Annotated in this window: 20 protein-coding genes; 10 read left to right on the top strand and 10 right to left on the bottom strand. The window is 72.6% G+C overall.

The window, feature by feature from the left end; all coding sequences use genetic code 11:
• The first annotated feature begins 38 nt into the window (after positions 1–38).
• Together ACZ51I_RS11185 and ACZ51I_RS11180 are read left to right on the top strand one after the other, a co-directional pair.
• Positions 39–2,510: a penicillin acylase family protein gene (locus tag ACZ51I_RS11185; RefSeq protein ID WP_468873956.1), complete on the top strand. Its 2,472-nt coding sequence runs from the start codon at positions 39–41 to the stop codon at positions 2,508–2,510.
• 16 nt (positions 2,511–2,526) lie between these two features.
• The gene (locus tag ACZ51I_RS11180; RefSeq protein WP_468873954.1) at positions 2,527–3,603 is read left to right on the top strand and encodes an alpha/beta hydrolase; all 1,077 of its coding nucleotides are present in this window, start codon (positions 2,527–2,529) and stop codon (positions 3,601–3,603) included.
• Positions 3,604–3,663: 60 nt separating this feature from the next.
• Here the strand turns inward: ACZ51I_RS11180 and ACZ51I_RS11175 are convergent, their stop codons facing one another.
• On the bottom strand, positions 3,664–5,325 hold the full coding sequence (locus tag ACZ51I_RS11175) for a PLL family lectin (RefSeq protein WP_468873952.1): 1,662 nt from the start codon (positions 5,323–5,325) through the stop codon (positions 3,664–3,666).
• Positions 5,326–5,362: 37 nt separating this feature from the next.
• Complete coding sequence (locus tag ACZ51I_RS11170; RefSeq protein ID WP_468873949.1) at positions 5,363–6,448, bottom strand: AfsR/SARP family transcriptional regulator; 1,086 nt, start codon at positions 6,446–6,448, stop codon at positions 5,363–5,365.
• Positions 6,449–6,946: 498 nt separating this feature from the next.
• Between ACZ51I_RS11170 and ACZ51I_RS11165 the strand changes: the two genes are divergently transcribed.
• Both ACZ51I_RS11165 and ACZ51I_RS11160 read left to right on the top strand, forming a co-directional pair.
• Entirely contained in the window at positions 6,947–7,345 is a 399-nt protein-coding gene (locus tag ACZ51I_RS11165; protein WP_468873947.1) for a Rieske (2Fe-2S) protein, read from the top strand.
• Positions 7,346–7,616: 271 nt separating this feature from the next.
• Positions 7,617–8,150 carry an EF-hand domain-containing protein gene (locus tag ACZ51I_RS11160; RefSeq protein WP_468873945.1) on the top strand — a complete coding sequence of 178 codons (534 nt, stop codon included), beginning with the start codon at positions 7,617–7,619 and terminating at the stop codon, positions 8,148–8,150.
• A 156-nt stretch (positions 8,151–8,306) separates the two neighbouring features.
• Here the strand turns inward: ACZ51I_RS11160 and ACZ51I_RS11155 are convergent, their stop codons facing one another.
• The 4 genes from ACZ51I_RS11155 to ACZ51I_RS11140 form a co-directional block, all read right to left on the bottom strand.
• The gene (locus ACZ51I_RS11155; protein ID WP_468873944.1) at positions 8,307–9,212 is read right to left on the bottom strand and encodes a class I SAM-dependent methyltransferase; all 906 of its coding nucleotides are present in this window, start codon (positions 9,210–9,212) and stop codon (positions 8,307–8,309) included.
• Positions 9,213–9,292: 80 nt separating this feature from the next.
• The gene (locus ACZ51I_RS11150; RefSeq protein ID WP_468875598.1) at positions 9,293–10,399 is read right to left on the bottom strand and encodes an NAD(P)-dependent alcohol dehydrogenase; all 1,107 of its coding nucleotides are present in this window, start codon (positions 10,397–10,399) and stop codon (positions 9,293–9,295) included.
• 2 nt (positions 10,400–10,401) lie between these two features.
• Positions 10,402–11,805, bottom strand: a complete 1,404-nt coding sequence (locus ACZ51I_RS11145; RefSeq protein ID WP_468873942.1) for an aldehyde dehydrogenase family protein — start codon at positions 11,803–11,805, stop codon at positions 10,402–10,404.
• Positions 11,806–11,813: 8 nt separating this feature from the next.
• Entirely contained in the window at positions 11,814–12,569 is a 756-nt protein-coding gene (locus tag ACZ51I_RS11140) for a (5-formylfuran-3-yl)methyl phosphate synthase (RefSeq protein ID WP_468873939.1), read from the bottom strand.
• On the opposite strand from ACZ51I_RS11140, the gene ACZ51I_RS11135 reads away from it, so the two are divergent.
• Both ACZ51I_RS11135 and ACZ51I_RS11130 read left to right on the top strand, forming a co-directional pair.
• Positions 12,556–12,678: a hypothetical protein gene (locus tag ACZ51I_RS11135; RefSeq protein ID WP_468873936.1), complete on the top strand. Its 123-nt coding sequence runs from the start codon at positions 12,556–12,558 to the stop codon at positions 12,676–12,678. The two genes, ACZ51I_RS11140 and ACZ51I_RS11135, sit on opposite strands and share 14 nt — an antisense overlap.
• 33 nt (positions 12,679–12,711) lie before the next feature.
• Positions 12,712–12,954, top strand: a complete 243-nt coding sequence (locus ACZ51I_RS11130) for a Rieske (2Fe-2S) protein (RefSeq protein ID WP_468873934.1) — start codon at positions 12,712–12,714, stop codon at positions 12,952–12,954.
• On the opposite strand, the gene ACZ51I_RS11125 is transcribed toward ACZ51I_RS11130, so the two are convergent.
• Positions 12,941–13,609 carry an isochorismatase family protein gene (locus ACZ51I_RS11125; protein ID WP_468873932.1) on the bottom strand — a complete coding sequence of 223 codons (669 nt, stop codon included), beginning with the start codon at positions 13,607–13,609 and terminating at the stop codon, positions 12,941–12,943. The genes ACZ51I_RS11130 and ACZ51I_RS11125 overlap by 14 nt on opposite strands.
• Before the next feature lie 77 nt (positions 13,610–13,686).
• Here ACZ51I_RS11125 and ACZ51I_RS11120 point away from each other — a divergent pair, with 77 nt between their 5' ends.
• Entirely contained in the window at positions 13,687–14,154 is a 468-nt protein-coding gene (locus tag ACZ51I_RS11120) for a pyridoxamine 5'-phosphate oxidase family protein (RefSeq protein ID WP_468873930.1), read from the top strand.
• A gap of 7 nt (positions 14,155–14,161) precedes the next feature.
• On the opposite strand, the gene ACZ51I_RS11115 is transcribed toward ACZ51I_RS11120, so the two are convergent.
• Positions 14,162–15,064, bottom strand: a complete 903-nt coding sequence (locus ACZ51I_RS11115) for a LysR substrate-binding domain-containing protein (protein WP_468873928.1) — start codon at positions 15,062–15,064, stop codon at positions 14,162–14,164.
• Between the two features lie 73 nt (positions 15,065–15,137).
• Here ACZ51I_RS11115 and ACZ51I_RS11110 point away from each other — a divergent pair, with 73 nt between their 5' ends.
• Complete coding sequence (locus tag ACZ51I_RS11110) at positions 15,138–16,112, top strand: DMT family transporter (RefSeq protein WP_468873926.1); 975 nt, start codon at positions 15,138–15,140, stop codon at positions 16,110–16,112.
• 109 nt (positions 16,113–16,221) lie between these two features.
• On the opposite strand, the gene ACZ51I_RS11105 is transcribed toward ACZ51I_RS11110, so the two are convergent.
• Complete coding sequence (locus ACZ51I_RS11105; protein WP_468873924.1) at positions 16,222–17,556, bottom strand: aminotransferase class I/II-fold pyridoxal phosphate-dependent enzyme; 1,335 nt, start codon at positions 17,554–17,556, stop codon at positions 16,222–16,224.
• 35 nt (positions 17,557–17,591) lie between these two features.
• On the opposite strand from ACZ51I_RS11105, the gene ACZ51I_RS11100 reads away from it, so the two are divergent.
• Together ACZ51I_RS11100 and ACZ51I_RS11095 are read left to right on the top strand one after the other, a co-directional pair.
• Positions 17,592–18,263 carry a pyridoxamine 5'-phosphate oxidase family protein gene (locus ACZ51I_RS11100; protein WP_468873922.1) on the top strand — a complete coding sequence of 224 codons (672 nt, stop codon included), beginning with the start codon at positions 17,592–17,594 and terminating at the stop codon, positions 18,261–18,263.
• 21 nt (positions 18,264–18,284) lie between these two features.
• Complete coding sequence (locus ACZ51I_RS11095) at positions 18,285–18,929, top strand: FMN-binding negative transcriptional regulator (protein WP_468873920.1); 645 nt, start codon at positions 18,285–18,287, stop codon at positions 18,927–18,929.
• A gap of 39 nt (positions 18,930–18,968) precedes the next feature.
• Here the strand turns inward: ACZ51I_RS11095 and ACZ51I_RS11090 are convergent, their stop codons facing one another.
• Positions 18,969–19,934, bottom strand: a complete 966-nt coding sequence (locus ACZ51I_RS11090; RefSeq protein WP_468873918.1) for a DMT family transporter — start codon at positions 19,932–19,934, stop codon at positions 18,969–18,971.
• Positions 19,935–19,980 lie beyond the last annotated feature (46 nt).

Here is a 19,980-nt window from a genome sequence, read left to right as displayed (position 1 = left end):
GTTCGGACGTAGGCCTCACCCCAGGGAAGGACGGTTCCATGGCACGGAGGAACTTCAGAGCGAGGCTGCCGGTGGCGGTCATGGCCGCGGTGGCGGTGACGATGACGACGGCGGTCACCGGATCCCCGGCCACCACGTCATCCGCCGCCGCGCAGGGGCCGGACAAGCCGACGATCCGGTACACCGAGTACGGCATCCCGCACATCATCGCCTCGGACTGGGAGGGGCTGGGGACGGGATACGGGTACGCGGCGGCCAAGGACAACATCTGCACGCTGGCCGACACGTACCTGATGGTCGATGCCCGGAGGTCCCGCTACCTGGGGCCCGACGGGCGGACGAGTCCCGGCCAGAACCAGAACACCACCACCAACCTCAACAGCGACCTGTACTTCCAGCGGCTCAAGGACAACGCGGTGGTGGAGCGGCTGCTGAACCAGCCCGCGCCCGACGGTCCCGAGCCGGAGGTCAGGGAGGCCGTCCGCGGCTACGTCCAGGGTTACAACCGGTACCTGGCGGAGACCGGCGTGGCCGACCTCTCCGACCCGGCTTGTCGCGGCGCGGCCTGGGTGCGGCCGATCACGGAGCTGGACGTCTACCGGCACGCCCACGCCGAGATCATCATGGGCAGCGCCGACCCGCTGCTCGACGGCCAGGTGAACGCCGTGCCCCCGGGGGCCTCGGTCACCACGAAGGCGCCCGCCTCCTCACCCGCGCGAGCACGGGAGACCGCGAAGAGGATCAGCGACGCCCTGGCCAGGACCCGCCGGCAGAACATGGGCAGCAACGCGCTGGCCGTCGGCTCGCAGGGCGTCTCCGGGGGCACGAGCATGCTGCTCGCCAATCCGCACTTCCCCTGGCAGGGCAAGAACCGCATGTGGCAGAGCCAGCTGACCATCCCGGGCAAGGTCAACGTCTCCGGGGCGAGCCTGCTCGGACTGCCCGCCGTGAACATCGGGCACAACGACGACGTCGCCTGGAGCCACACCGTGGCCACCGTGGCTCCGTTCGGCCTCTTCGACGTGCAGGTGGACCCGCTGAACCCGACCATGTACCTGGTCGACGGCGCCTGGGAGCAGATGACCTCGCAACGGGTCGAGGTCGACGTCCGGTACGCGGACGGCTCCCTGGGAAAGGTCTCCCGGACGCTGTGGTCCACCCGCTACGGCCCGGTCACCACCTCGATCGTGGGCATCCCGCTGCCCTGGGCGGTCAGCGCGCACGTCGTGCGCGACCCGAACATGAACAACCTGCGGGCGCTGAACACCTGGTTCGGCCTGGACCGGGCCAAGGACGTCCACGACGTGGTGAACGTACTGGAGACCACGCAGGGCGTCCCCTTCTTCAACACGGTCGCCTCCGACCGCAAGGGCAACGCCCTGTACGCGGACATCCAGGCCGTCCCGAACATCACCGACGAACACGCGCGGGCCTGCCTCACCGAGACCGGGAAGCTGCTGTTCAACCAGGGGCTCCCCCAGCCGAACGTGCCGCCCGTCTCCATCCTGGACGGCAAGCGCAGCGCCTGCGACTGGCCCGACGACCCCGACGCGGCCGCACCGGGGCTGCTCGACCCGCACCAGCAGCCACGCCTGATCCGTACCGACTTCGTGGGCAACGCCAACGACAGCCCCTGGCTGGCCAACCCCGAGCAGCCGCTGTCCTTCCCCCGGGTCATGGGCGACATGGCGGCGCCCCGCTCGCTGCGCACCCAGGAGCTGATCCTGACCGCGCGGAACCGGATCGACGGCACCGACGGCCTGCCGGGCCGGGGCTTCACCCCGCAGACCATGGGGCGGCTGTTGTTCGCCGACAACAGCAGGGCGGCCGACCTCGCCCTCAACGCCACCGTGACGACGTGCCAGAGCGTCGCCTTCGGGCTGATCCTGGTCGACGGCAACCTGGTCAACGTCAGCGAGGCGTGCCCCGTCCTCGCGGCCTGGAAGAGCCACGACTTCACGGCGGACAGCCGCGGCTCCTGGCTGTTCGCGAACTTCTGGGCCTCCCTGGCGGGCGGCCAGAAGCTCGAGAAGCTGCCGTGGAAGGTGCCCTTCGACCCCAAGGACCCGGTCCACACGCCCAACTCGCTGGACTCCGGGAGCTCCGCCGTACGCGACGCCCTCGGCCGCGCCGTACTCGTCCTGCGCAAGGCCGGCGTCCCGCTGAACGCGCCGCTGTCGGACGTCCAGAAGATCACCCGGGGCGGCGAGCAGATCCCGGTCCACGGCTCGCTCGGCGAACTGGGCGTGCTGAACGTGATCACCCCGGGCCAGGTCGACGGAAAGATGGACGTCGTCTTCGGGTCCAGCTTCGTCCAGCAGGTGCGGTTCACCGCCGACGGGCCGCCGGAGTCGTACTCCGTCATGACCTACTCCCAGTCGGCCGACCCGAGTTCGCCGCACTACGCAGATCAGACCCGGTTGTTCTCGGCGGGCGGCTGGGTGACCGAGCGGTTCACCGACGAACAGATCGCGGCCTCTCCGGCCCTGCGGATCAAGGTCCTCGACTGACACGAAGGGAAGCACTGTGAAGAGAACACCGAACTGGTGGAGGACGGTGGTCGCGTGGCTGGTCGCCGCCGCCGCCGTCCTCGCCCCGGCGGGCTCCGCGCAGGCCGCCGACGGCACCGAGCCGCCGAAGATGACGGACGGGTTCGGCCTGACGCAGTCGGGTCCGGCGACGGGCACGGCCCACGACTTCTACCTCACGGTCACCACACCGCAGGTGTCGGGCGAACAGCACATCAAGATCATCCTGCCGAGCGGGTACTACGACGTCCCGAACCGGCGCTACCCGGTGCTGTACTTCCTGCACGGCTCCCCCGACGACCCGATCCGGCAGACCTATCCGGCGCTGTCCATGTCGAACGAGATGATCACCGTCATCCCGGACGGCGGCGCCCGGAGCTGGTACGCCAACTGGCTCAACCAGAACACCGTGCTCGGCGCCCAGAACTGGGAGAACTTCCACCTCAAGCAGGTGATCCCGTTCATCGACGCCAACCTGCGGACGATCGCCACCAGGAAGTCCCGGGCGGTAGCCGGCATCTCCATGGGCGGCTTCGGTGCCTTCCACTACGCCCAGGCCCGGCCCGACCTCTTCAGCCAGACCGCGTCCCTGTCGGGAGACATCGACCTGTCGGCCAACTCCATGGACCTGCGGCTGGCGGTCGTCGCCTCCGTCACCGACGCGATGGGCGCGATGTGTGCCTCGTCGTCCGGCTACTGCGACCCGAACGAGTCCGCGTACAAGCCCGGGGTGGACAGTGACGCCCTGTTCGGCTCGCCCTACCCGGTGTTCAACGTCGACTGGCGGTGGAACGAGGTCGACCCGTCGCAGCACGTGGACAGGTTCGCCGGGACGGGGGTCTCCATCTACACGGGCGACGGGGGCGGTTCGCCGGCGAACATGGAGTTCTGGGTCGCGGGCGCGTCCAAGAACGTCAAGGCCCGCATGGACGCCCGGGGCCTGCCGTACTACTACGTCGACTACGGGGACGGTTCGGGCTGGGGTTCCCAGTGCGACGGCGGCCACAGCCCCGGCTGCTGGGAGCAGGACCTCCGTGACCTGATCCCCCGCCTGGAAAGGGCCTTCGCCTCCTGACCTGCAAGGACCGAGGTCGGCCTCCCCCGGAGGCCGGCCTCGGTCCTGTGTGGATGCGAACTAGTCGACGGCGGGGCCGGAGTCGTTCAGCCAGCCCCATTCCGCCCAGGTGGTGAAGCCGGTCTGCCATCGGTGGTGGACGCCGGCGTGGCTGGTGCCGAACACCTCGATACGGCCGTCGGCGTTGTTGGCCGCCCCGATCTCGGTGCCCCCGCCTCCGAAGGTCTCCCACGCGGAGTACGCGGCGTTCGGGCCGGTCTGCCAGGCGTGGCTCGCGGTGGCGGAGTTGATCGCGAAGACCTCGACCCGGCCGTCGACCGAACGCGAGGCAGAGAGCTCGGCGTTGGAGATCCCGCCGGTGCCCGTCCACGCCGACCAGGAGGAGGGGCTCGTCTGCCAGCGGTGGAACACACCGCCGGCGTTGGAGGCGAACACCTCAATGCGGCCGTCCTGGTTGTGGCTGGCGGCGACGTCGTGCCCGCCGCCGCCGAACTCCTCCCAGGAGGACCAGCCACCGCTGACGGCGGTCTGGTACAGGTGCCCGAAGGTCGAGTCCGACAGGGCGAAGACCTCCAGGCGCCCGTCCGGCGCGGTCTCCATGGCGAGCCGCGCGTTGGCCGGACCGCCGCCGGAACCCGCCCAGTTCGCCCAGCCGCCGCTGGGCGCCGTCTGCCAGCGGTGGAACACGCCGTTCGCGTTGGAGGCGAACACCTCGATACGGCCGTCGGCGTTGCTGCCCGCCGCCAGCCGGTGGCCGCCGGTGCCGAAGTTCGCCCAGCCCGACCACCCGGCGCTCGGGCCTGTCTGCCACATGTGGTCGAACGTGCTGTCCGAGAGCGCGAACAGCTCGAGCCGGCCGTCCGCGTTGGAGGCCACCGCCAGCTGCGCCTTGCGCGGACCGCCCTCGAACCGCCACTGCGACCAGCCGCCGTTGGCCGCGGTCTGCCAGGCGTGCCAGACGCCGTCGGCGCCGGCGGCGAAGGCCTCGAGACGACCGTCGGCGGACCGCCCGGACACCACCCGGCCGGAGCCGTACGGGTGCTGGGGGCCGGAGGTCATGCCGGACCAGAGGGCGTTGGCGATGAGCGTCGCGTCACCCGCCTCGACCCCGTACAGGTAGCGCAGGTCCTCGCGCGGCCGCTGGACGTGCCAGCACACCTCGCCGATCGCCTCGTCGTTCCAGGAGCCGCCCGGGTACTGCCGTTCCATCTCGTCGAGGAAGGCGTTGGTGGCGTACACCGGGTCGAGACGCTCCTCCCGGCTGCCCCACCAGTCCTGCTGCTGGAACAGCCCGAGGCTGGTGTAGTCGACGGCCTGGGCGTAGTTGTTCATGCTGCTCTCGACGATGATCGTGGCGATGGCGATCGCCGCGGCCCTCGGATTGAGCCCCCGGTCCTTGACCGCCTGCGTCACCCGCCGCGCGCAGGACATCTTGTACGCGTCGAGATAGCCGGCCATCTTCGCGTTCAGCTGCGGGTTGAGCTGGTCGGCCATGAGGCCGTCGGTGGCCGACGGGCCGGCCGGGTCACAGGGCACGGTCGGAATGGCGAACCCCTCGGGGCCGCCGAAGTACCGGGAGACGCCGTGCCGGTCCTTGCCCGGCGTCGGCTCCGGCACGGGCCTGGCGGTGGCGACCGGGGCGGTCAGCCCGACGGCCAGCGCCCCGACGCCGGCGAGGACGACCAGCCGGGTGAGCACACGGCGTAAGAACTCTCTTGCCATCGTGGGCCTTTCTGTCACGAGGGGAGAAGGAAAGGGATTACGGTCCGGCGGTGAGGCCGAGGCCTGCTTCGTCTCCGCGCAGGATCATCCGGTGGGTACGCCGCAGCATCGGGCTCGGCGTGACGCCGAGGTCCTCGGCCAGGCGGCGGCGGACGCGGTCGTACACGTCCAGCGCGTCGGCCTGTCGGCCGCTCCGGTACAGCGCGCGCATCAGCGTCGCGGCCACCGGCTCGTTCAGGGGGTGTGCCGCCGACAGGGCGGACAGTTCCGCCGTCGCCTCGGTGTGCCGGCCGAGCCACAGCTGCCCTGCCGCCTTCCGCTGGACGAGGGCGATCCTGCGCTCGGTGAGCCGCAGGCGTTCCAGTTCGGCGAGGGGGCCGGGCAGTCCGGCCAGCGGCTCCCCGTGGAACAGTTCAAGTGCCTGGGCGCACAGGCGGACCGCTTCGGCCGGGTCGCCCGCCCGGTCCGCCGCCGCGATGTCGGTGACCAGGTCCTCCAGGCGGGTCACGTCCACGTCGACCGCGCCGGGGAGCAGCCGGTAGCCGCGCGGGTCCCGCTCGATGACCGGGTCGGCGCCGTCTCCGGCGCACAGGGTCTTGCGCAGCCGGTAGACGTACACCGGCACGACGTTGGCGACCGGGGTGTCCGTCCCCCAGACGCCGTCGAGCAGTTCCCGCCGGCTGACCGTCCGGCCTGGGCGCAGCGCGAGCGCCGCCAGGACGGACTGCTGGCGGAGGTGCCCGAGGTCCAGGGGCCTGCCGTCCTGTCGCGCCGTCAGGGGGCCGAGCAGGGAGAGCCGCACCCTCGGTCCGGCCGCCCGGCCGGTGGAGATCCGCGGCCCCGGGCCCGCCCTCTGTGTGCGGGGGCCGTGTCCGGGGACGGCGAGGCCGGTGTCGAAGGCGTGGACGATGGCGGCGGCCCGGTCGCGGAGCCCGAGCTTCACGAGGATCCGCGCGAGGTCGGAGGCGACGGCGTCCTCGGGGATGGCGAGGACGGCGGCGATCTCGTCGTCCCGCAGGCCGCAGCCGACCGCGGAGAGCACCCTGCGCTCCCGCTGCCCCAGCACACCGGCGCCGGGCCGATCGGCGACGACGGATCGGCCGGTGGTGACGGTCGTCGGCATCGGTGCTCCCCCGGGCTCCGTACTGGTCGGTCTGGCGGACGCCGTCGACAACGTAGCGGCGGGGGCCCGGGGGATGGCATCCGGAACGCTCCGGAGTGACAGGGCGGTCGGAACACCGGTCGGCCGCGGTCAGGGCGTGCCGGCCGTCCCCGTGGGAGCCGCCGGGGCGGGGCAGGCGACCGTACCCGGCCGTACAGAGAGCGAGTGCTCGGGGGTGAGCAGGAGCCGGGTCGTCGTCGCCGAGGGTGAGCAGCAGGGTGCACGTGGCTCCCGCGATCTGCTGCTTCCGCCTCAGGCAGAGGCCGTTGCTGACCCCGTCCACGCAGCCCGTGCGGAGCACACGCTCGGTGCCGGTGGAGCCGTCGGACCGTACGACGGGCTGGTCGACGACGGCGGCGCCGCACTCTTGCCAACGGCTGTACCGTCAGGTGCCGGCGCCGTGCCGGCGCCGTGCCGGCGCACCGGGGCACCGGGCAGAGCGAGGGAAGAGGGGCAGACATGAGCGGAGTGGCGCGCCGGACGGTGGTCGCGGCGGCGGGCAGCGCGGGCCTGGCGGCGGCGCTCGCCGCCTGCGGGGGCGGCGCGGACGGCAAGAACGCGGCTCCCGAGGGCACCGCCCTCGCGAAGACCGGGGACATCCCGGTGGGCGGCGGGAAGATCCTCGCCGACAAGGGCCTGGTCATCACCCAGCCGAAGGCCGGCGAGTTCAAGGCCTTCTCCTCGAAGTGCACCCACGTGGGCTGCGCCGTGAGCAGCGTCAAGGACGGCGTCATCGTCTGCCCGTGCCACCAGAGCCACTTCGACATCTCGGACGGCAGCGTGAAGTCCGGCCCGGCGCCCTCTCCGCTGCCGCCCGAGCCGATCCAGGTGGTGGGCGAGGAGATCAGCCTCGGGTGACGGCGTCCCGGAACCCTGGGGAGAAGCTGGGGAGGGTGAACAACTGACCGCTCCCGCGGCGGCGCGGCCGCTCGACCGGGCCGAATCCCGAACGCGCCGAACGACATCCCCGTCTTCAGCCACGTCCGCAACAGGCGCTGACTGTCAGCGACTCACTCCTTCCGGTGAAGGAGACCGCCTCACCGTCACACCTCTCTCCCCTCACGGTTACGTAGGGGCACTCATTGAGCCAGGCCCGGGATCGACGGGCCGCAGAGAACAGGTGACGGACATGCGAACTGAGGCCGCCAAGCGCGTCGAGCTGGTCTTCTCCCTCTTCGACGCCAACGGCAACGGAGTCATCGACTCCGACGACTTCGACCTGATGACGGACCGTGTTCTGGAGGCGGCGGCCGCGTCGGACGACGGTGCCAAGGCCGCCATCCGGGCCGCGTTCCGCCGCTGGTGGAAGACGCTGGCCACTGAACTCGACGCCAACGGCGACGGCGTGATCACCCTGGACGAGTTCCGGCCGTTCGTGCTCGACCCCGAGCGCTTCGGTCCCACGATCACCGAGTTCGCCGAGGCGCTCGCCGCACTCGGCGACCCCGACGGGGACGGCCTGATCGAGCGCCCGCTCTTCGTGTCGCTGATGACGGCGATCGGCTTCGAGGAAGCGAACATCCACGCACTCTTCGACGCCTTCGGCCCGGACGCCGAGGACCGCATCACCGTGGCCACGTGGGCCGCCGGCATCGAGGAGTACTACGCGCCGGACATGGCCGGGATCCCGGGTGACCAGCTGGTGGCCGCCAGGGCCGTCTGATACGGCTCGTCGGGGGCCTGTCCCGGCGCGGGCGGCGCTGATACGGCACGACAACCGTGCTGCCGCCTCTCGGGGGACGCATCCTACGGAGCGGGGCAGGGCCCGTGACAGGGCCCGCCCTCGACCCGCGCGCGGACAGCGTGAGCGCCGCGGACGTCATGGCCGGGGTTTGCGCGCGAACACCCACCGGTTCCCCTCCAGCGCGTCGTTCGGCTCGGGGAGGGGGCCGCGTCCGTGCCGACGGGTGAAGTCGAAGGGCGTGTGCATCGAGGTGGACCAGCCCTTGGCCGTCAGGTCCCCCATGGAGTCGGGCCGTGGGCCCGGGTCGAAGAGGTCGAGCAGGTCGATGCCGATCCGTTCTCTCGTCGCCGTGTAGATCGGGCTGTCGCGGTACGCGAGCAGGTCCTTCTCCAGTTTGGCCTCGAAGGCGAGAGCGCTGCCTCCCGTCGTCAGCCTGTCCACCGTGTCGATGAGGTACGTCTCGGCGGAGCCCGGCAGGTAGAAGAGGAGTCCCTCGGCCAGCCAGACGCTCGGCACGGTCGGGTCGAAGCCGGCGGTGGTCAGCGCGCTGACCCAGTCCGCGCACAGGTCGACCGGTACGAGGACGCGCTTCACCCTCGGGGCAGCCGACACGTCCGTCAACACCTGCTGCTTGAAGGCCAGCACGCCCGCCCTGTCGACCTCGAAGACCTCCACGTCGGACGGCCAGTCCAGCCGGAAGGCGCGCGTGTCCAGCCCCGCGCCCAGCAGGACCACTTGGCGGGCGTCCGTGTGGACCGACCGGAGGAGGAAGTCGTCGAGGACCCTGGTCCGCAGGCCGAAGTACCGGGCGAACCTCCCCCACAACGGGTCGTCGTCCCCCTCCGGGACCTGCTCGATGCGGACCGGCCAGTCCGTGCATGCCGGAGCGGCGCGCACGAAGTGCTCCGCGTAGGCGTCCTGGGCCAGGCTGTCGTGGCGGTGGGTCTCGATCGCCCGTGCCGCGGCGACCAGGAGAGCGGTCAGGCCCACGCCTCCGTCCACGCCTTCCACGTCTGTCTGCTGCGGCGCCGTGCCGGCCATGATTCCTCCATCGGCAGGAGTGGGGTGCGTGAGCTGTCTGCTGGTCGCATGCGGTGAGTCGGCGGTGACGTGTGCCTCGCTCATCGGCTCGTTCTCTCCAGGAGCAGGACGGGTTTGACCACGCGGCCCGCCTCGCAGTCGCTTTCGGCCTCATTGATGTCGGCCAGCGGGTAGCTACGGATCAGCTGGTCGAAGGGGAAGCGTCCGGCCTGCCACAGCCCGGTCAGCCGGGGGATCAGCAATCCTGGTACGGCGTCCCCTTCGCAGATGTGGCGGATGCTGCGGCCTCGGTCGAGCGTGCCCGGTTCGAGCGCCAGCGGGGTGTGGAGGCGTGCCACCAGGCCGAGGCTGCCGGTGGGGCGCAGTGACTGGAGCGCGTCGTTGATGAGCGGGGCCGAGGCCGTGGTGTCCAGGGCGTACTGTGCCCCGCCGTCAGTCAGCCGGCGGATCCGTTCGGGCAGTCCGGCCGTTCCGGCGTGCAGGGGAATCGCGCCGAACCGTTCAGCCAGGGCCAGTCGTCGGGGATGACGGTCGACGGCCACGGTCAGTGCGCCGGCGGCGGTGGCCGCCATCACCGCGGCCAGGCCCACAGCTCCGGCTCCGAGGACCGCGAGGGTGTCGCCGGGGCCTGCGCCGAAGGTGTTCAGCACGGCTCCGGCGCCGGTGAGGAAGCCGCAGCCGAGGGGTCCGAGCAGTTCGAGCGGCAGTGCTGGGTCGACCCGGACGGCGTTGCGGGCCGGGACGAGCGCGTACTCCGCGAACGAGGACTGGCCGAACCAGCGGGGAGCCAGCGCCTTTCCGGCCGCGTCGGTGAACCGCGACGGTTCCTCCTCGCGTCCTCCGAAGAGGTTGAGGGAGGCGAAGGAGTCGCAGTAGGCGGGCGCGGCGCCGAGGCAGTTCCGGCAACGTCCGCAGGAGTCGAAGCTCAACACGACGTGGTCGCCGACGCCGAGCGCGGTTCCGGGGCCGGCACCCGCCGCCACCACGACCCCGGCACCCTCGTGGCCGAGGACCGCCGGCAGCGGACTGCGGCCGCCCGATCGCCGTACCGCGAGGTCGGTACGGCACATGCCGGCTCCCGCGATCTCGACCAGGATCTCGCCGGGACCGGGCTCCGCGCTCAGCGCCACTTCCTCGACCGTGAACGGGTCGTCGTACCCCCGCAGTACGGCCGCCTGAAACCTCACGGTCACGCCTCCTGCGGGCGGTGGACGACGAACGGCCGGAGGTTGCCGTAGAGGCCCCATGGTCCTCCCGCGACACCGACGCCGCTGTCCTTGACGCCCGCGAAGGGCTGGGCGAGGGAGAGTTCGGCGTGGTGGTTGATCCAGGCCGTGCCGCATTCGAGCCGCTCGGCCACCGCCTCGGCCCGGTCGAGGTCGGTGCCCCAGACGGATCCGCCCAGTCCGAAACGGGTGCCGTTGACCGCGTCGACGGCTTCGTCGAGGCTCCGGTACGGCAGGACCGGCAGGACCGGTCCGAACTGCTCATCGGTCACCACCGGGCTGTCGGGCGGGACGTCGGTGAGGATCGTGGGAGCGAAGAAGTAGCCCGCTCCGTCGAGTCGGTGGCCGCCGGCCGCGGCCCGGGCGCCGTTCGCCAGTGCCTGCCGCGTGATCCGCTCGACCCGGACCAGTTGGGGAGCGTTGTTGACGGGACCGATGCGGGTGTCCGGGTCGAGTCCGGATCCGACCGCGACGGCCTTGGCGCGCTCGGCGAGCGCTTCGACGACCTCGGGGTGGAGCCGGGCGGGGACGTAGACGCGTTTGACCGCCATGCAGACCTGTCCGCAGTTGCGGAACGCGGCCCAGAACAGCCGGTCCGCGATCCGGTCCACGTCGACGTCGTCCAGCAGGACGGCGGCGTCGTTGCCGCCCAGCTCCAGGGTCACCCGGGCGAGCGAGGCCGCCGCCGCTCCGGCGACGGCGCGCCCGGTGGGCACCGAACCGGTGAAGGTGACGTGGCGGATGCCCGGGTAGGACGCGAGGCGGGCACCGAGGGGTTCGCGGCCGGTGACGACCGTCAGCACGTCCTCGGGCAGGACGGTGGCGAGGACGGCGCCGAGCAGCCGGGTGGCGAGCGGAGTGAACGGTGACGGCTTGAGGACCACGGTGTTGCCCGCCGCCAGCGCGGGCGCGAACTTCGCCGCCGCGAGCTGAAGGGGAAAGTTCCACGGCACGATCGCGGCGACGGGGCCGAGGGGGCGCCAGCGGACCTCGCTGCGCACGGGCCGACCGTCGTCGATCCGGCGGGTGGCGGGGGCCAGGTCGGCGAAGTAGCGCAGGCGGGCCGCCGTCCGGGTGACCTCCGCGTACGACTCGGCCAGGGGCTTGCCCTGCTCCCGGGTGAGCAACCGGGCCAGGGCGTCGCCGGCCCTCTCCACGGCGTCGGCCGCCGCCCGCAACGCGGCTGTGCGAGCGGCGGGGTCGGCGCGCCAGCCGTGCCAGGCTCGCTCGGCGCGTGCGACCACGTCGTCCAACTCGCCCGGCTGCTGGTCGGGGGCCTCGTCGAAGGTCTCCCCGGTGGCCGGGTCGACGACGGCGAAGCGTGCGGCACGACGCCCGGGGGCGTGGCCGGCTTCCGGTGTCGGCATCCCGGTCGTCAGTTCACGGCCGGGGTGCCGACGGCGCACTCCCGGGCCTGGCGGTCCATCTCCGCCCGGAAGGCGGCGATCAGGTGCGGCTGGATCCTTCCGGCATTGCGGTCACCACCCGCGCAGACCGCTCCCCGTACGCCCACGATGTCCGTGCCGATGCGGGTCAGCAGGCCGACGTCGGCCTGCTTGACACTGCCCGCGAGGGCGGCGAGCAGACCGGAGGCGTGGGCGCGGCGGACGAACTCGGCGCAGGCTTCCGGAGGCACGTGGTCGAAGAGTCGCGTCCCGTCCTTGATCGCGGTGTCCAGCATGGCCGCGTCGGCGCCGGCGCGGACGGCGATGTCGGGCAGGGCGAGCGGATTGACGCAGCCGACGCGGTGGGCATCGGCGTAGCCCGAGGCGACGACGAGCGCGTCGGGACGGTGGTCCTTCACCGCCCGGACGACCGCCCTCATGATCTCGACGCCCTGCTCGGGAGTCGTGCATCCGTAGAGTCCCACTTTGATGTACGTGGCGCCGGAGACGACCGCGCCGAGCGCGGCCTGCGCCACCGTGCCGGGCTTGTACGGGACGTCGCCCACGGTGGCGGACACGGGCTTGTCCGCCGGCACCGCGTCACGGATCTCCCGGATGACCCAGGGGAAGTTGGCGCCGAGAGAGCCCTCGTCGGGCTTCTTGACGTCGACGATGTCGAGGTGCTCCGCCGCCTTCGCACAGTCGAGGGCTTCCTCGACACCGTCCGGGGAGATGAGAAGCAACACCGTGAACTCCTTCCGCCGCGAGTCCGCCCTGCCGAAGGACGAGGGACTGCGGATCACCTGGTTCCTGTGCGGTGCGCTCATCATTTCCGTCACCCACGGGCACCGGTAGGGCGCGCAGAGTGCCCACGGGCGCTCGTCCCGCGTGGCAGTGCGCCGTGCATACCGGGATGAACCATCACTTCACGGCGACCACTTCAGGGCCTTCTTTTCGAAGTGCACCCACGCGGGCTGCGCCGTGAGCAGCGTCAAGGACGGCGTCATCGTCTGCCCGTGCCACCAGAGCCACTTCGACATCTCGGACGGCAGCGTGAAGTCCGGCCCGGCGCCCTCTCCGCTGCCGCCCGAGCCGATCCAGGTGGTGGGCGAGGAGATCAGCCTCGGGTGATCGCCCCGTCCTTTCCGGGGGCCTCCCAGCAGGCCAGCACCTCGTCGGTCGTGGTGATCGTGGCCACGAGCGCGAGGGTGTGACGGATCACCGCGGGGGTGTAGTCGGCCGGCACCCCCGCGATGGCGTCGCCGGGGACCACGACCGTGTAGCCGAGGTTCACGGCGTCGAAGACCGCGTTGGGCACGGCCACGTTGGCGGAGACACCCGTGACGATCAGCGTGCGGCAGCCGAGGTTGCGGAGCAGCGCGTCGACGTCGGTGCCCGCGAGCGGCGAGAGGCCGTGGAGGCGCCGCACCACCAGGTCCTCCTCGGCGGCCTCGATCGGTTCGGCGATCCGGACGGCCCGGCTGCCGCTGTGCTGCTGGACGGGCAGCCGGGCCGCCGCCGTGAACAGTGGGGCGTTGGAGTTGGCGCCCCTCCCGTCGGGGCGCCGTTCGGCGACGGCGTGGATCACCTGGACGTCGGCCGCGTGGGCGGCGGCGACGAGCCGGGCGACGTTCCTCAGGGCGCCCGACGCTCGGGCGGCGGCGGCCAGTTCGGGCAGGGCGCTGTCGGGACCGACGACCCCCCGCTGGCATTCGACGGTGAGCAGGACGACTCCGCGGTCCGGGCGGATCCGCTCCCCGAGCCGTTCTCTCGGACTCTGGCCCATGGTCTCCCCTTGCACGCGCGGCGGCTGACCCTCCATGCTTTCTGACGTCTCATCAGAAATCCAGAAGGGTGCGGACGATGACCGTCGCACAGCGCCGGGGACGCCGGATTATGATGACCCCGACCGAGCTCGACTCCTTCCTCGCCGAACAGCGCACCTGCCGGGTCGCGACCGTCTCCGCCGACGGCCGCCCGCACGTGAGTGCGCTCTGGTTCGTCTGGGACGGCTCCTCGCTGTGGCTGTACTCCCTCACCCGCAGCCGGCGCTGGGCCGAGCTGCGCGCCGATCCGAGGATCGCGGTCGTGGTGGACGACGGCGAGGAGTACGGGGAGCTGCGCGGCGTGGAGCTGTCGGGCACCGCAGTCTTCGTCGGCGAGGCGCCGCGCGCCGGCGAGCCCTGCCTCGAACTCGACGTGCCCGAACAGCTCTTCTGCGCGAAGAACTTCGGCCTTAACACGATGCCGCACGACGGCCGGCACGCCTGGATCCGGCTGACCCCGGACGCCGTCACCTCCTGGGATTTCCGCAAGATGACGACATCTTGACGGGACATCAGCTCCTCAGTGGCTCCGCCGCCTCCCGGAGTGCGGCGACGACCGCCCGCACCGACGGGCGGCGGCCCGCGTCGGCGCGCCAGGTGGCGTAGATGTGACGCCGGACCTTCTGCCGTACGGGAACGAAGACGACACCGTCCGGCACCGGGCGGCCGAGCCGGGGTGTGACGCACACTCCGAGTCCGGCCGCGACCAGGGCCAGCTGGGTGTGATGCTCCCCCGCGAGGTGCCCGATGCGCGGCTCGATGCCCTGCGAGCGCAGCGTGAACATCAGCCAGTCGTGACAGAACTCGCCCTCGGGCCAGGACACCCACTCCTCGTCGGCGAAGTCCACCAGGTCCGCCTCGTCCCGCCCTGCCAGCGGGTGCCCGGCGGGCAGGGCCACGTCGGCGCAGTCGTCGAGGAGATGGGCGCGCTCGAGGCCGCCGGGCACCGGCGCCCGCTTGTTGCTCCAGTCCAGGACGAGGGCGAGGTCGGCGTCCCCGCGCTGCACGGCGCGCACACCCTGTTCGGGTTCCAGCTCCGTCGTGCGGACCCGGAGGTCGGGGTGCCCCTCGCGCAGCGCGGCGAGCGCGGCCGGGAAGAGTCCCCGGGCCGCGGTCGGGAAGCCGGCGACTCGCACCTCGCCGACCACCTGCCCCCGCTGGGCCTCGATGTCGGCCTGCGCCATCTGGACCTGGGACAGGATCTGGGCGGCGTGCTCGGCGAGCAGCAGTCCGGCGTCGGTGAGCCGCACGCCCCGGCCGTGCTTGGCGAGCAGCTGCTGCCCGACCTCGCGCTCCAGCTTGGCCAGCTGCTGGGAGACGGCCGAGGTGGTGACGTGCAGACCGTCGGCCGCGCCGCTCACGGAACCGTGCCGGGCGACGGCGTCGAGGGTGCGGAGGCGCTCCAGGTTCAACATGTAAGCGATACTAAGGGGAGGGGTCGAGGAATTCTCGCTTGTTCTAAGACATCGGGCCCGTCACCCTGAGTGCATGACCTCGTCCCCCGCCCCCGCTCCCCGCCTTCTCGACTGGCGCGTCCGCTTCGGTGCCCTGGCCCTCATCTGGGGTTTCAGCTTCCTGTTCATCAAGGTCGGCACGGAGGGCTTCGCGCCGTTCCAGGTCACCTTCGGGCGGCTCCTGTTCGGTACGGCGGTGCTCGCCGTCACGCTCGTACTCAAGCGCGACCGGTTGCCGCGCGGTGCCCGGGTCTGGGGCCACCTGACGGTGGCGGCCTTCCTCCTCAACGCGCTGCCGTTCTCGCTCTTCGCGTACGCGGAGCTGACGATCCCCTCCACCCTGGCGGGCATCTGCAACGCGACGACGCCGCTGTGGGGCATGCTGCTCTCGCTCGTGGCGCTCTCCGAGGACCGCCCGACGCGGGTCCGCGCGGCCGGGCTGGGCATCGGCTTCATCGGCGTGCTCACCGTGCTCGGCGCCTGGCAGGGCTTCTCCGGCCTCGACGTGACGGGCACCGCCCTGGCCCTGCTCGCCTCGTTCAGCTACGCGGTCGGCTGGATCTACGTCCGCAGGACCCTGGCCGGCACCGGCGCCTCCCACCTCTCGCTCGCCGGCTCCCAGCTGGGGCTGGCGACGCTGCAACTGGCCGTGGTCACTCCCCTGTTCACCTCGGTCCCGAAGTCGGTGGAGCTCCTTCCGCTCCTCTCCGTGATCGCCCTCGGCGCGCTCGGCACGGGGTACGCGATGCTGCTCCAGTACGGGGTCGTCGCGGAGGTGGGTCCGACGACGGCCTCGATGGTCACGTACTTCATCCCGGTGATCGCCACGGCGGCGGGCGTCACCCTGCTCGACGAGCGGCTCACCTGGAACACCCCGGTGGGCGCGCTCGTGGTCCTGGCGGGCGCGGCCCTCACCCAGACCCGCGCCTCCCGCCGTACGAAGCCCCCGGTGAAGGCCCCGCAGCCGGCTCCCGCACCGGCCAGGGCCTGTGCGGGGACCCGAGCCTGAGGGGTCGCGACGACGGCGGGGCGCGAGGCCCACGCCGCGGCCGCCGCGGCCCCGACAGACGGGCCGAAGCCCGTGGAGGTCGACGAGCTGGGCCTCCCGGACCTCCCCCCTAGCCGTAACTCCGGGCCTGGGCGGGACCCGACGCCGCCGCGACGGCGTCGGCCAGGGCCTCGACGTCCGTGGCGGCGAGGCCGGAGACGGTGAGCCGGACGGCCGGTCCCGCGGACATCCGGAAGCGGGCGCCCGGCGCGACCGCCCAGCCCGCGGAGAGGAGGCGGGCCACCGCGCCGGTCTCGTCGGCCACCGGTACCCAGACGTTCATCCCCCCGCGCCCGTGCGCTTCGACGCCCCGCCGGGCCAGCGCACGCACGAGGCCGTCACGCCGCTTCCCGTACGCGTGCGCGACGAAGGCCGGATCCACCGCCTGCGTGGCCCAGAGGTGGGCGACGGTCCGCTGGAGCAGCCTGCTGACCCAACCGGGGCCGAGCCGCTGCCGCCCGAGCACTCGGTCGACGGTCTCGGCGTCCCCGGTGAAGGCGGCGACCCGCAGATCGGGCCCGTAGGCCTTGGCGACCGAACGCACCAGGACCCAGTGGTCGGTGACGCCGGCCAGCGGGTGCAGGGGCTGCGCGACGATGCCGTGCCCGTGGTCGTCCTCCACCAGGAGCACATCCGGGTGGTCGGCGAGAACCCGCCGCAGCTCCCGCGCCCGGCCCTCGGTCACACACGCGCCGGTCGGGTTCTGCGCCCGGTCGGTGACGATCACCGCCCGCGCACCGTCCTGCCGGATCGCGCGCTCGACCTCCTCCGGCACGGGCCCCTCGTCGTCGACGGCGACCGGCACCGGGCGCAGTCCGAGCGCGGGCACGAGATCGAGGAGGCTGCCCCAGCCCGGGTCCTCGACGGCGACGGCGTCGCCCGGCCTGAGGCGGGCGGCGAGCACCCGCTCGACGGCGTCGAGGGAGCCGGAGGCGACGCCGACGGGCCCGGCGGGCACGCCGTCCGCGTCGAAGGCGGCGCGCGCGAGGCGCCCGAACTCCTCGTCGACGGGGGCCTCTCCGTACATGCCGGGCTGTTCGGCGTACCGCCGGGCGACCTCCGCGAAGGCCTCGCCGAGGGCCGGCAGCAGGGCGGGGTCGGGGTTCCCGTTGCTCACGTCCCTGGCCCCGGCGGGCACCTCCACCCGGATCGAGCCGCGCGCGGTCGTGGCGGGACGAGGCCGCACCCGGCTGCCGCGCCGCCCGTCCGTCTCGATGACCCCGCGCTCGCGCAGGGTGCGGTAGGCGGCGGCGACGGTGTTCGGGTTCACGCCGAGGGCGCTCGCCAATTCCCGCATGGGCGGGAGTAGTTGGCCGGGCGTCAGCGCGCCCGCGCCCACCCCCCGCTCGACGCTGGCGGCGATGTCCGATGCACGGCGACCTTCGATCCGATATTCTCCTAGCACAAACATCATTATGCACTAGTGCAATGGAGATGGCCATGAGGACCTCCCCGGAGACGTACGCGGCGACCGAGCGCACCGTCCCCACGCGCTCCCGCGACCGCGCCTCGTACGACAAGGACCTGGTGCACGCGATACTCGACGAGGCCTACGTCTGCCACCTCGGCTTCGTCCGCGACGGCGCGCCGGTCGTCCTCCCCACGCTCTTCGGCCGGGTCGGCGAGCGCCTCTACGTCCACGGCTCCACCGGCTCGCGGCCGCTGCGGGCGGCCGGCGACGGCGTGGCGGCCCCCGGCCTGCCCGTCTGCCTGACCGTGACCCACGTCGACGGCCTCGTGCTCGCCCGCTCGGCCTTCCACCACTCGCTCAACTACCGCTCGGTCGTCGTCCACGGCACCGCCCACCAGGTGACCGACCCCGAGGAGCTGCGGACCGCCCTCGACGCCCTCGTCGACCAGGTCGTGCCCGGCCGTTCCGCCGACTCGCGCCCCGGGAACGCCAAGGAGCTCGCCGCCACCGCCGTGATCCGGCTCGACCTGGACGAGGTCTCGGCGAAGGTCCGCACCGGCGGCCCCAACGACGACCCCGAGGACCTCGGCCTCCCGTACTGGTCCGGGGTGATCCCCGTACAGGGCGGGTACGGCGCGCCGGTCCCGGCGGACGACCTCGACCCGTCCGTCGCCCTGCCCGGCTACCTCGCCGCACTCTGAGCCGGGAGAGGCGGAACGACGATGCTGATCCACCCCTGGGACGCCGCCCACGACGAGGGCGAGTGGCGCGACTGGCTCTCCCGGCACGACTTCGGCCAGCTCGCCGTCAACGGCCTGCCCGGCGAGCCGCCGTGGGTGCAGCCGACGCACTTCCGGTACGACGCCGAGCCCGGCCCCTACGGCCGCGCCCTGACCCATCTGGCCCGGCCCAACCCGCTCTGGCGCGCCCTGGAGTCGAGCCCGGTGGTGCTCCTGAGCGTGGTCGACGACTACGTCTACGTACCGGGACACTGGACGGCCCCCGAGGACACCCCGTCCGAGCACGGCACCCCGACGTCGTACTACGCGGCCGTCCAGCTGCGCTGCACCGCGCGCGTGGTCGACGATCCGGAGGAGAAGGCCGCGCTCCTCAACCATCAGGTCGCCCACTTCCAGCCGGAGGGCGGCACCGCGCCCGTGGCCCCCGGCTCGGCGCCGTTCGGCCGCATGCTGTCGGGGCTCCGGGGGCTGAGCCTGGAGGTGACCGACGTGCGGGCGAAGTTCAAGTACGCGGGCAACAAGCCGCCGGAGGTCCAGGCCCGCGTCTCGGAGCGGCTCGCCGAACGGGCCGGGCCCGGCGACCTGAAGGCCCGGACCCACCAGCTGCGCCGCCGCGCACACCGATGACACGGGTGGGGGCCGCGACTGCTCCCGCCCCCGCCCCCCTCACACCACCACGGGCTCCCGCCGGCGCGCCTCCGCCGCGCTCCGCGCCTCCGCCAGGGCCAGGCCCGTCACGGCCGCGAGCAGCAGCAGGGTGCCGAGCACGATCGCGGCGGTGAGCCGCTCGCCGAGCAGCGAGACCGCGATCAGGGCCGCGCTCACCGGCTCCAGGAGCATGATCACGGACACGGTGGCGGCCCGGACGACGGCCGCCCCGGCGAAGTACAGCGCGTAGGCGAGCGCGGTCGGCACCGCCGCCACGTACAGGAGGAGCAGGAGCACGCTCACCGGCGCGTCGGTGTGCGGGACGAACCCTTCCGCGAATGCCGCGGGCAGCAGCCAGACCACGCCGATCGCGAAGGCCCAGGTGGTCGTCGCCAGGGCGTCCACACCACCGCCGTCACGGCCGAGCCACCGGGTGAGCAGGGTGATCGCCGCGTAGCCGGCCGCCGAGATCACCGCGAGGACGACGCCGAGCGGCCGTACCTCAGCGGCCCCGCCGCCCAGCACGAGGACCAAGAGCCCTGCGAGCGCCCCGACGACGGCGGCGACCCCGCCCCGGCCGAGGCGCTCCCCCATGGTGAGCCGGGCGCCGATCGCGATGAGGACGGGTCCCGCGCCCAGGGTGACGACGGTGCCGACCGCGAGCCCGGTGGCCTCGACGGCGGCGAAGTACGCGCTCTGGAAGACGGTGAGCCCGATCCCTGTGCCCAGAATGCGGGCGGCCCGCCGGCCGCGCGATTCCTTCCCGGTACGGGCGGCGGCGCGCCGTGGCCGCAGCGCCAGCGCTCCCAGGAGCAGGGCGAGGCCGCCGGCGCAGCGCCAGAAGGAGAGGGCCAGCGGGCCCATGTCGCTGACGCGGAAGATCAGCGAGGCGGCTGCGCCGGCCGTGCCCCAGGCGATGCCGGCGACGATCAGATAGAGGAGGCTCCGCCCGGTGGACAGGGCGGATCCCGAGGAGTTCGACACGTGGGTTCTCCGTGGAAGACGGGAGGGGAGGGTGGTCGTCGGGCTG

This window comes from Streptomyces sp. NPDC034084, from assembly GCF_055575535.1.
The sequence above is the reverse complement of the archived record's forward strand: the minus strand, read 5'-3'. Positions and strand labels throughout refer to the sequence as shown.